Source organism: Halobellus limi (assembly GCF_004799685.1).
GTDB lineage: Archaea > Halobacteriota > Halobacteria > Halobacteriales > Haloferacaceae > Haloquadratum > Haloquadratum limi.
The window spans coordinates 2,946,767-2,958,395 of the sequence record NZ_CP031311.1 but is presented as its reverse complement, the minus strand read 5'-3'; the positions used below and the strand labels follow the sequence as shown (position 1 = coordinate 2,958,395).

The following is an 11,629-nucleotide window of genomic DNA, read 5'->3' as shown; positions in this document are numbered from 1 at the left end:
ATCGGCGGCTACGGAAGTCGGGGGTTAAGGAAATTGTGATTGCCGCGGCCGTACGATGGTCACGCGGTGGATAGCGACCGCACTACTGTGGAGACGACTTCGGAAGCCCCCGCGCTCCCGACTCGGGGGGCTCGCTGCGGTCCTCACTCACTCCGTTCGTTCCGGTCCTTACTTCGCCCGCCTTCGTCGGGAGCGCGGCCCCTTCCATTCCCACCCGTTGTGGTCGCGGTGGTCATCGCGGGTGCAATAGTGTAGCTGTCGTCGCCGAAGCGGTACCTCAGACAGTGTCGTCGATGGTGCCGTTCGCTATTCCTCGCGCCGCTGGACCTCGTGCCGGCCGAACCCGTAGCGCAGGCGGTTCGCCAGCCGGCGACCGAAGCGGCCGTCGTCGGCCCGGCTTCCGAAGCGCTCCGCGAGCGCCTGGTAGATGAGCGGCACCGGCACCTCCTGTTCGAGCGCTTCCTGGACGGTCCAGGTGCCGGTCGATCCGCCGGCGACGTGGTCGGCGACGTCGCCGAGGTCGTTTCCCTCCTCGCGGAACGCCTCCTCGCAGAGTTCGAGCAGCCACGAGCGGATGACCGCGCCGTTGTTCCACGTGCGGGCGACCGATTCGAGGTCGAGGTCGTAGCGGCCGTTCGCGAGCAACTCGAAGCCCTCGCCGTAGGCCTGCATCAGCGCGTACTCGACGCCGTTGTGGACCATCTTCACGTAGTGGCCCGACCCGCTCGGCCCCATCCGATCGTGGCCCGCCGGGCCGGTGGCGACGGCGTCGAAGACGGGCGTCATCGACTCGTAGGCCCACTCGGGACCGCCGATCATCAGCGAGAAGCCGAGCTCCGCGCCGGCGGGGCCGCCGGAGGTGCCGCAGTCGAGGTACGCGGCGTCGATCGACTCCGCTCGCCTGACGGACGCCTCGAAGTGGGAGTTGCCGCCGTCGACGACGACGTCGTCGGCGGTGAGATGCGGTTCGAGCTCTTCGAGCGTCGCGTCGACGGCCTCGCCGGCGGGGACCATGAGCCAGATCCGCTTCTCCTCGCCGAGGCGCTCTGCGAGGTCGCCGAGGTCCTCCGCTGGCGTCGCCCCCGCGTCGGCCGCGGTCGCGACCGCCTCCGCGTCGAGGTCGAACGCTACGACGTCGTGTCCGGCGTCGAGCACGCGGTCGACGACGATCTGTCCCATCCGGCCGAGGCCGATGACGCCCAGTTGCATGTCCGAGGCTGCTCGGCCGGAGGTCGTAGTGGTTGCGGTTTCGCGGGATCGATCGGGCCGTTCTCGGTGGAACCTCGACGGCTACAGGCGGTCGAGGAGGGCCTCGGCCAACCGTCCGCCGGCGTCGGCGTCGACCCGGAAGAACAGCTCCGGCTCGATGAGTTCGACTTCGAGCAGTCGGAAGTCGACGTCGTCGGTCTCACATTCACCGCGGCCGCGTTCGATCCCGTCGACGCGGGCGTACAGCGGCGCGTCGCCGCCGCGTTCGCCCCCGACGGCCTCGACGACCTCGCGTGCCCGATCCCGAAGCGGCTCGCTTGGCGTCTCGGCCGCGACGCTGCCCCCGTGGTCCTCCTGGACGCGGAAGTCGCCCGCTTCGGGGCGTTTGACCACCGAGTGGCTGTAGTCGCCGTCGAAGAACACGAGCGACCACTCCCCCGCCGTGATGTCCTCTGCGAACGCCTGGACGAGGACGTCGCGGTCGGCGACCAGATCGTCGAACCACGGCTGTTCGGCCGCGACGCTCTCACGGGCGATTCGCTTCGTCTCGAACGCCCCCGCGCTCACGGCGGGCTTGACGACGACTTCGTCCCATCCCCGGCGGTCGAGAATGTCAGAGAGCGTCGCCTCGGTCCCCCGTTCGACGTACTCCGTCGGGAGGGTGTCGACGCCGCGGTCCGCCAGATCCCGCAGGTAGAACTTGTGGCGGTTCCACCGCAGCGTTCCGGGCGCGTTCAACACGGTCGGGGACGCGTCGTCGACGCGGTCGATCCACGCCGCGAACTCCTCGGGCCGGCGGTAGTAGTCCCACACCGACCTGACGACGACGGCGTCGAAGTCGCCCCACGCGACCGACTCGTCGGACCAGACGACCGGCGTCGCGGTCACGCCTCGGTCCCGGAGGGCGGTCAGAAACGACGCGTCGTCGTCGACGAGGTCGGGCAGGTCGGCGGCGGTCGCCAGCGCGATAGATGTCACGCTCGGCGCTCGGCCGCGTCGGGCGATAAGCGTTTTTGACCGCGCCGACGGAGGGGAGGTATGGACCGACGCATCCGCGAGCACGCCGAGACGCTGGTCGACTGGAGCGCGCGCATCGAATCGGGCGACGACGTCGTTGTCAGCGTCGCGGAGGGTGCACACGACCTCGCCGTCGCCGTCGCCGAGGCGCTCGGCGAACGCGGGGCGAACGTCGTCACCACCTACGCCTCCGACGAGGTCTCTCGCGCGTACCTCCGCGCGCACGCGGACAACTTCGACGAGGCACCGGCGCACGAACTCGCGCTGTACGAGAACGCCGATTCCGTCCTCTTCCTCGGCGGCGGCCGCAACACGTTCGCGACCGCGGACGTCGACGGCGAGACGCGCCAGGCCGCCGCTCGGGCGCGCCAGCCGATCAAGGAGGCGCGGATGGACACCGACTGGGTGTCGACGGTCCACCCCACGAGATCGCTCGCCCAGCAGGCCGGGATGTCCTACGAGGCGTATCGGGAGTTCGTCTACGGCGCGGTCCTCCGCGACTGGGAGTCTCTGGCCGAGGAGATGGCGGAGTTGAAGTCGGTCCTCGACGACGGGAGCGAAGTCCGGCTGGTGACCGCCGACACCGACCTCCGGATGTCGATCGAGGGCCGAATCGCGGTCAACTCCGCCGCCTCCGTCGCCTACGACTCGCACAACCTCCCGTCGGGTGAGGTGTTCACCGCGCCGTACGACACCGAGGGGGAGGTCGTCTTCGACGTCCCGATGACCATCTCGGGGGCGCGCGTCCGCGACGTGTGGCTCCGGTTCGAAGACGGCCGCGTCGTCGATTTCAGCGCTGCGGCCGGCGAGGAGACCCTCGCAGACCTGCTCGACACCGACGAGGGCGCGCGTCGGCTCGGCGAACTCGGAATCGGGATGAACCGCGGTATCGACCGGATCACCGACAACATCCTCTTCGACGAGAAGATGGGCGACACGGTCCACCTCGCGCTCGGACGGGCCTACGACGCGTGTCTGCCCGACGGACAGTCGGGCAACGACTCGGCCGTCCACGTCGACCTCATCACCGACGTGAGCGAGGACTCGCGCCTCGAAGTCGACGGCGAGGTCGTCCAGCGCAACGGTCGGTTCCGCTGGGAAGAGGGGTTCGAGTCCGGAACCTGACCGGACGCCGACCGCGGCGGTTTCGCCCGTTCCGAATCGGGCTCCTCGTCCGCCTGCGACGGCGTTCGACCGGGAGTCGCTTTCGACGTACTTTTTATCGGCGGCCGTCTCCTCCCGTCTATGGCTGAATTCAAGGTCGTCGTCTCCGACGAGACCGGACACACAGAGCAGTTCGAGGTCGACGGACAGGACGCAAACCGGTTCCTCGGTCGCGAACTCGGCGACGAGGTCGACGGCGGTGCCGTCGGTCTCGACGGACAGACGCTGGAACTCACCGGCGGCTCCGACGAGGCGGGCCGACCGATGCGCAAAGACGTCGCCGGCTCGGACCTGAAGGAACTTCTCCTCGAAGGCGGCGTGGGGTACAAGCCGTCCCGCGATGGCGAGCGAAAGCGAGTCACCGTGCGCGGCCGGCAGGTCTCCGACGAGACCGCGCAGGTGAACGCCGCGGTCGTCGACGGGACGCTCGGCGACGACGAGGACGAGGCCGACGAGGAAGCCGAAGAAGCAGACGCCGAAGCGGACGACGCTGACGACGAGGCCGAGGACACCGAAGAGTAACCACTCGTGTCCGAACGGATCCCGAGCGACCACGCCTCGGTGACGAGCCTGCGGGCCACCATCGCCCGCAGCGGCGGCACCAGGCGACCCTGTCTCCGTCTCCCCGACGACGTCGCCGTCGAGGAGGGCGACGTCGTCAGACTGCTGCTCGACGGTGCGACGACCCACGCGCGAGTCGCCGCCGACTCCTCGGGGCTGCTCGTCCGCGGCGCGTACGACAACGAGCGGCTGACGCGCGAACCGGGGGAGGGCGAGAACCGGCTCGTCGAGTGGTGCGCGGACCACGACCGCGGTCCGGACGACGCGGTCGAACTCGACGAACTGGACTCGGGGTTCTGTTACGGCCTCCGCGAGCCCGGCGATCGAGTCGTCTACGACGTCCCCGGGCGTCCGGACCAGTCGCTCCGCGACATCGCCTCCTCGTTTCGGGAGTAGCGGTCCGTTCTCCGGCCGCGACGCGGACCGTCCCTGCGGATTCGGCCGGGTAAGTAAGTCTTACCACGACGCCACCGCTCTTCCCGGTATGAGTCAGGTTCCCGAGCGGGCGGAGATCGACACCGAGGACAAGTGGGACCTCACGAGCATCTACCCGGACGACGACGCCTGGGAGGCGGCGTACGAATCGGTCACAGACCGCGTCGACGACCTGCGGGCCTACGAGGGACGGGCGACCGAGAGCCCCGAGACGCTTCTGGAACTGCTCGAACTCCGAGAGGAACTCCTCCGCGAGGTCTCGAAGGTCGTCAGTTACGCCAACCTCCGGAGCGCCGAGGACACCCGGAACCAGGAGTACCAGGCGATGAGCGCGAAGGCCGAGTCGCTCTCCTCGTCGACGCAGTCGGCGGTGAGCTTCCTCGAACCCGAACTACAGCAACTCGAGGAATCGGACGTCGAGTCGTTCGTCGACCGCGAGCCCGAACTCGCCGAGTACGAACACTACTTCGACGACGTCCTGCGGACGAAACCGCACACTCGATCGGCGGAGATCGAGGAGCTACTGGCCGAATTGGGCGAGGTCGCTGGCGCGTCCTCGGACATCTTCGGGATGCTCTCGAACGCCGATATGACGTTCCCGACGGTCGAGCGCCCCGACGGCGAGTCCGTCGAGATCACGCAGGGGAACTTCACGAAACTCCAGAAGCACCCCGACCGCGCGTTCCGGCGGGAGGTCTACGAGGGATTCTACGACGAGTGGGGCGAGGTGCGGAACACCGTCGGGACGTCGCTGAAGAACAGCGTTCGCAAGGACGTCAAGTACGCCCGCGCGCGACACTACGAGACCGCCCGGGAGGCGGCGCTCGACGGCCCGAACGTCCCGGTCGAGGTGTACGACACGCTGATCGAGACGGTCCACGACAACCTCGACAGCCTTCACCGACACGCCGAGTTGAAGCGGGAGGCCCTCGGCGTCGACGACCTCAGAATGTGGGACCTGTATATGTCGCTGACGGGCGACGAGGGCCCCGACATCAGTTACGAAGAAGCGACGGAGTACATCGTCGACTCGGTCGCACCGCTCGGCGAGGCCTACCAGGAGCGCGTCGCCGAGGGGCTGGAGTCGCGCTGGGTCGACGTCTACGAGAACCGCGGCAAGCGCTCGGGGGCGTTCTCCGCGGGCACCTACGACACCCAGCCGTTCATCCTGATGAACTACCAGGACGACATCACCTCGATGTTCACCCTGGCGCACGAACTCGGGCACTCGCTGCACTCCGAACTCGCGAAGGACGCCCAGCCCTGGCAGTACGCGGACTACACCATCTTCGTCGCGGAGGTGGCCTCGACGGTCAACGAGACGCTCCTGACGCACCACCTCCTCGAGACCGTCGAGGACGACGAACTGCGGATGCACGTGCTCGACGAGTACCTCGAACGCTTCCGGCAGACGCTGTTCCGACAGGCGATGTTCGCCGACTTCGAGCTCCGGATCCACGAGATCGCGGAGGCCGACGGCGCGCTCACGCCCGATCGGTTCGACGAGGAGTACCGCGACCTGAAGTCGGAGTTCTACGCGCCGGCCGAACTCGACGACCGGATCCCCCGCGAGTGGATGCGGATCCCCCACTTCTACTACAACTACTACGTCTACCAGTACGCGACGGGCATCTCCGCCGCCGTCGCGATCGTCGAGCGGATCTTAGCGGAGGGCGAGGACGCGGCGACGGCCTACCGGGAGGCGCTGGCGCTCGGCGGCTCGGAGTACCCGATCGACGTCCTCGACGCCGCCGGCGTCGATATGACGTCCTCGGAGCCGATCGAGTCCGCCGTCTCGGTCTACGACGAGTACCTCGACCGGATGGCGGCGTTGCTGTCGGCGGAGTAGGCGCTCCCCTCGGCCGTCCGACGGATTGGCGAACAGTCGGCACCCGCTCGCGACGACGGCGGCGAAGCGTCGCCGTCGACTCCCACGACGACGCCCTCACCGGCGCCCTCGGTTCCTGCGACGGCGCCCGCGTCGTCGCATTCGATTCTCACGATGGCGCCCGCGTCGTCGCATTCGGTTCCCGCGCCGACGTGCCGAACACCCGCTGCCCGACGCGGAACTGCTCCTACGTCACGGGGGCTCTGGTCACGCGTTCGTATATAAACCTCCGCGCGAGCGGGACCCCAATCGGTAAGCGACGTCGCCGCCTCGTAGCCGTATGGACGCGAACCGGGACGCGCGGCGTCTCGAAGAGGCCCTCCCGCTCGGAGTCCTCTCGGAGCGACTCGGCGGTGAGGTCGTGGCCCCGTCGGACGACGCCTACGACGAGGCGCGGCGGGTCTGGAACGGGATGATAAACGAGTACCCGGCGGCGCTCGCGTACTGCGAGTCCGCCGACGACGTGCGCGCCGCGGTCGGTTTCGCCCGCGAGCACGGCCTCGAAACCACGGTCCGGAGCGGCGGGCACGGCGTCTCCGGCGCGTCGGTCGTCTCGGGCGGCCTCGTCGTCGACTGCTCGCGGATGGAGTGGGTGCGGGTCGATCCCGAGGAGCGTATCGCGCGCGTCGGGCCGGGGGCGACCTGGAGAACCCTCGACAGCGCCGCGCAGTCGTTCGGGCTCGCGACGCCCGGCGGCGTCTACGCCGACACCGGCGTCGCGGGCCTCACGCTCGGCGGCGGGACGGGCTACCTCTCGCCGAAACACGGGTTCACCGCGGACAACCTCCGCGAGATCGACGTCGTCACCGGGCGCGGCGAGCGCGCGACCGCGAACGCCGAGCGCAACGCCGACCTGTTCTGTGCGGCCCGCGGCGGCGGGACGCCCGGCGTCGTCACCGCCTTCGAGTTCGACCTCCACCCGCTCGATCACGACGTCCCCTACTTCGAGTCGTGGCTCCCCGTGACGGTCGCCGACGGCGCCCTCCGCGAATACCGCCGCTACCAGCGGGACGCACCCGACGAGTCCTGCGTGTTCCCGTACTTCGCGACCGTTCCGGCGAGCCCCGAGTTCCCGTCGGACCGCCACGGCGACCTCGCGCTCTGCGTCGCCGGCGTCTACGCGGGCGATCCGGACGTCGGACGGCGGGAGTTCGAGACGTTCCGCGACCGCCCGGATGCGTTCGCCGAGTCGTTCGAGGCGATGGCCTACACCGACCTGCAGTCGATGATGGACGGGGACTTCCCGGCCGGTCGACGGTACTACTGGAAGTCCGTGCCGCTCTCGCGATTCGACGACGACGCGATCGGCGACCTCCGGCGGGCTGCGAGCGCCGCCCCCTCGGACCTATCGACTATCGTCGTCTGGCCGATGCACGGCGCCGTCGGGCGGATGGACGAATCGACGACGCCGCTCGTCGGCCGCGACGCAGACGTCGTCGTGAACGTCGAGGCCGCCTGGGACGATCCGACGGCGACGACGGAGAACGTCGAGTGGGTGCGCGACACCTGCCGTCGGTTCCGCGACGGACCGTCCGTCCCCGGGACGCTGCCGAACTTCGCCGGCGGCAGCGAGTCCGACGCCGACGACGTGTACGCGGCGAACGCCGAGCGACTGCGGGCGGTTCGCGAGGAGCACGACCCCGACGGGCTGTTCGCGTACGAGCGCGTGTGACCGGGGGGTCGGCCCGACTGCCCGTCGTTCACGAGTCCGACTGCCCTCGGCCCCGCCCCTCGTCGCCTTCCCGACCCGCGGGACCAGCCGACAGGCTAAATAAATCGCCGCCCAAGATTCGAGTATGAACTTCCAGACGCTGGGCGACTCCGACGTCGAAGTGAGCGAGGTCGGCTTCGGCGCGTGGGTCGTCGGCACCGACTGGTGGGGCGACCGGACGCGCGAGGACTCGGTCGAACTGATCCGCCACGCGATCGACGAGGGGATCACCTACTTCGACACCGGCGACGTCTACGGCCACGGCGACAGCGAGGAACTGCTCGGCGAGGCGCTCGAAGGGTACAGAGACGACGTCACCGTCGCCACCAAGGTCGGCTACGACTTCTACAACAACCCCCAGGCGGGTCACGGCGAACTCCCCAAGGAGATCACGGGCGAGTGGGTCCGCTCGGCCACCGAGAAGAGCCTCGATCGGCTCGATATGGAGTACGTCGACGTCCTCCAGCTCCACAACGCGAACGTCGAGGAGGTCGACGAGGACGTGTTGGAAGCGCTCGACGAACTCAAAGAGGAGGGGCTCGTCGGGTCGATCGGCTGGGCGCTCGGCCCCTCGATCGGGTGGCTCGCCGAGGGCGATATGGCCATCGAAGAGGAGTTCGACTCCGTCCAGCTCGTCTGGAACCTCTTCGAGCAGGAGGTGGGCAACCACTTCCTCGACACCATCGAGCGGACGGGCTCTTCGACCAGCCTGATCCCGCGCGTCCCGCACTCCTCGGGCCTGCTGAACGAGCAGGTGACGCCCGAGACGGGCCACGACCTCGACGACCACCGCGGCTTCCGCCCCGACGCGTGGTACGAGACGGGCTGGGAGAAGCTCGAGGCGCTGCGCTTCCTCGAACGGGACGGCGAGCGCACGATGGGGCAGGCCGCCATCGCGTACCTCCTCAGCCACGACGCGGTCGCGACCGTGACGCCGACGTTCCACACGAAAGAGGACATCACCGAGTGGGCCGCGGCCTCCGAGGTCCCGAAGCTCTCCGAGGAGGAGATGGCGCGCGTCGCCGACCTCTACGAGGACAACTTCGGCATCGACCGCGACGACGGGATGGACGAGCTCCGCTCCTCCGTCGGCGGCGAGGACATCCGCGCCGCAGGGATCGACAAGCGGGCGACGGCGGGGCCGCGGAACTCCGCGTCCTCGGACTGACGTGGCCGCAGAGGCACCGATCTCGCGCACGACGGCGTTCGTCGCACTCACCGCGGTCGCCCACGTCGCGTTGACCGCGTGGGTCCGTCGCGACGCCGACGCTCGCGACGTCGATCCCTCGCCGTGGGACGTCCTGACGCTCCTGACCGGCGTCGTCGGATTCGTCGCGTACCGCCGCTGTCGACCGGATTGACCGAAACGATTTTTCTCTCGGCCGACAGATTCCACGCGTATGACGGTCCTCAACCGGCTCGGAACGCGGCTCTCCGAGTACGTTTCCGCCGTCGCACGAAGCCCTCCCCTGCTCGGCCTCGTCGTCGGCGCGTGGATCGCCGCGCTGTCGATGTTCACCGCCGCCAACCCGGTCACGGCGTTTCTGGTCGTCGCGCCGGCGACGATGCTCCTCTGGTACGGCGTGCTGTACGCCGCCGGACGCCTCCGCGGCACGTCGGACGAATCGGTCGGGTTCGGCGCGACCGACAGCGAAGGGGTCGACGCGGCGAAGACGACCGAAACCGGCTCGATCGAGTTCTTCGGAGGCGGGAACGACGACGCTCCGGACGAACGCCCGATCCGACGACTCCGGAGCCGGTACGCCGCGGGCGAAATCGACCACGCGGAGTTCGAGCGGCGCCTGGAGGCGCTCGTCGAGACGGAGCGCCTCTCCGATGAGGGGTCCGACTCGGAGTTCGGCGCGCGTCGAGACCGGCTCCGTCGAGCGCGAGCGGTAGCGACCCCTCCGTTTCGATTCGAAACCGACCGACCGAGTGGCGTCTGACGCCGCAGTCGCAAGCGCGTCAGACGACGGGAACGACGCGGAGGACGCCAGGACGGCGTATCGCGCTACGCTAAGAAGACGTGTCGCGGTCGGTCGGCGAGCACGTCGCGGCCCCACTCGACCGTCTCTCCGAACTCCTCCGACCGGAAGAACTCCATCGCGTCCTCGCGGGCGTCCCACTGGCTGGCGATGAACATGTCGTTCTCGTCTTCGACGTTCGCCATCAGGTCCGTCTCCTGGTGGCCGTCCATCTCCTCGAGGAGTTCGCCGACGGTCCCGAACGTCTCGACGAAGTCGTCGTGGTGCTCGGGCTTGACGGTGTAGAACATCCCCATCGTCCCGAAGCCGGACTCCTCGCCGGCCCGAGAGACGATCTCCGGCAGTTCCGAGAGGAAGCCCGCGGCCGTCTCCGCCGCCGACTGGGTGTCCCAGATGCTCACGACGGCGCTGCGGTCGCGCTCTCCGGCCTCGTAGACCGCGGTCTTCACGTGCGTGTCGTAGTGGTCGAAGTTCGCGCGAAGCCCCTGTACCTCCTCGAACAGTTCGTCGGTGTCGGCCTCCGAGTACAGGACCGTCGCGTAGACGTCCTCGCCGTGCGGCTGGCCGGCGTAGATGTTCAGATCCGCCAGTTCCTCGCGGATGCTACCGTCGTCCTCGGCGTCGTCGGTTCCGTCCGTCGCCTCTTCGCCGTGCGGGGAGTCGCCGTGAGCGCTGCTGCCGGCGTGTGCGCCGCCGTGGCCGCCCGGGCCGCCGTGGGCCTCGCCGTCGCCGTGCGCGTGCCCGTGCGCTTCGCCGTGGGCGTCGGCGTCAGCGTGCGGGTGACCGCCGCCCGATTGTCCCGCTTCGTCGTGTTCGCTCGTCGGCACGGCCGCGCCGTCGAGGTACGCGCCGAGGTCGTTCGGCGGGAAGCGACGACCCACGTAGAACTGGCCGAACTCGCCGTACTTCGAGGAGACCTCGTCGAACCGCATGTCGTAGACGATGTCCTTGATGTGGGTCGGGTCCTCGGAGAACAGCGTCACGCCCCACTCGTAGTCGTCGAAGCCGACCGAGGAGGCGATGATCTGCTTGATCTTCCCGGCGTACTCCTTGCCCGTCTCGGCGTGCGTCGCCATCATGTCGGCGCGCTCCTCGAAGGAGAGGTCGTACCAGTTGTGCTCCTCGCCGCGGCGCTTCGACATCGGGTAGAAGGAGACGTACTCGTCCTCGGGGATCTCCGGTTTCTTCTTGCCCTCCATGTAGCGTCGCAGGCCCTCGTCGGCCGATTCGGGGTCCTCGAAGTAATCGGGGCTGGTGTAGCCCGAGATCTCAGTCACGGAGACGTACGAGGTCGGCTGTTCGGTGAAGCCCGCGAGCGCGGTCTGCTCGAAGCGCCGCTCGGCGCGCGAGAGGTCGTCGAGCGTCGGTCGGAAGTGGACGACGAGCAGGTCGGCCTTGTGGCCGAGCACCGAGAAGACCGCCGAGTCGCCCTCGTCGGAGTCTGTGACCTCCCCGTGACGGCGGAGGTACTCGGTCCCCTCGGCGATCGCGCGCTCGCGCTCGCGTTCGGGCGCGTCCCGCCACGCGTCCCAGTCGACGGTGCGGAAGTCGTGCAGCACGAACCAGCCCTCGTCGGTTGGTGGGGCCTCTGGCATAGGTTCGGGTTGGGACGCCACCCGTATGGACGTTGCGAGTCGTTCCCAGATTCCGGGAGCGTCC

General features: G+C 68.9%; 11 protein-coding genes. 8 read left to right on the top strand and 3 right to left on the bottom strand.

The window, feature by feature from the left end; translation table 11 throughout:
• Window positions 1–306: 306 nt before the first annotated feature.
• Both gnd and DV707_RS14645 read right to left on the bottom strand, forming a co-directional pair.
• Window positions 307–1,209, bottom strand: coding sequence for a phosphogluconate dehydrogenase (NAD(+)-dependent, decarboxylating) (gene gnd, locus DV707_RS14650; RefSeq protein WP_103993042.1), 903 nt, complete (start codon window positions 1,207–1,209; stop codon window positions 307–309).
• An 81-nt stretch (window positions 1,210–1,290) separates the two neighbouring features.
• Window positions 1,291–2,187 (bottom strand): ATP-grasp domain-containing protein, encoded by an 897-nt coding sequence (locus tag DV707_RS14645; RefSeq protein ID WP_103993043.1) that lies wholly within the window; start codon window positions 2,185–2,187, stop codon window positions 1,291–1,293.
• 60 nt (window positions 2,188–2,247) lie between these two features.
• On the opposite strand from DV707_RS14645, the gene DV707_RS14640 reads away from it, so the two are divergent.
• The 8 genes from DV707_RS14640 (at window position 2,248) to DV707_RS14605 (ending at window position 9,931) form a co-directional block, all read left to right on the top strand.
• A complete protein-coding gene (locus DV707_RS14640; RefSeq protein ID WP_103993044.1) occupies window positions 2,248–3,351 on the top strand; it encodes an aminopeptidase in 1,104 nt (367 codons plus the stop codon).
• Between the two features lie 120 nt (window positions 3,352–3,471).
• Window positions 3,472–3,912, top strand: coding sequence for a 30S ribosomal protein S6e (locus tag DV707_RS14635; protein WP_103993045.1), 441 nt, complete (start codon window positions 3,472–3,474; stop codon window positions 3,910–3,912).
• 6 nt (window positions 3,913–3,918) lie between these two features.
• Window positions 3,919–4,347 (top strand): DUF7112 family protein, encoded by a 429-nt coding sequence (locus DV707_RS14630; protein WP_103993046.1) that lies wholly within the window; start codon window positions 3,919–3,921, stop codon window positions 4,345–4,347.
• Window positions 4,348–4,435: 88 nt separating this feature from the next.
• Window positions 4,436–6,235, top strand: a complete 1,800-nt coding sequence (gene pepF, locus DV707_RS14625) for an oligoendopeptidase F (RefSeq protein ID WP_103993047.1) — start codon at window positions 4,436–4,438, stop codon at window positions 6,233–6,235.
• Window positions 6,236–6,554: 319 nt separating this feature from the next.
• Complete coding sequence (locus DV707_RS14620) at window positions 6,555–7,946, top strand: FAD-binding oxidoreductase (protein WP_103993049.1); 1,392 nt, start codon at window positions 6,555–6,557, stop codon at window positions 7,944–7,946.
• Between the two features lie 124 nt (window positions 7,947–8,070).
• Window positions 8,071–9,153, top strand: coding sequence for an aldo/keto reductase (locus tag DV707_RS14615; RefSeq protein WP_103993050.1), 1,083 nt, complete (start codon window positions 8,071–8,073; stop codon window positions 9,151–9,153).
• Window position 9,154: 1 nt separating this feature from the next.
• Window positions 9,155–9,346 (top strand): hypothetical protein, encoded by a 192-nt coding sequence (locus DV707_RS14610; protein ID WP_103993051.1) that lies wholly within the window; start codon window positions 9,155–9,157, stop codon window positions 9,344–9,346.
• 39 nt (window positions 9,347–9,385) lie between these two features.
• A complete protein-coding gene (locus DV707_RS14605) occupies window positions 9,386–9,931 on the top strand; it encodes an SHOCT domain-containing protein (RefSeq protein ID WP_235010857.1) in 546 nt (181 codons plus the stop codon).
• Window positions 9,932–9,996: 65 nt separating this feature from the next.
• Here DV707_RS14605 and DV707_RS14600 read toward each other — a convergent pair whose 3' ends face one another.
• Complete coding sequence (locus DV707_RS14600; protein WP_103993052.1) at window positions 9,997–11,565, bottom strand: heme-binding protein; 1,569 nt, start codon at window positions 11,563–11,565, stop codon at window positions 9,997–9,999.
• Window positions 11,566–11,629: the final 64 nt, after the last annotated feature.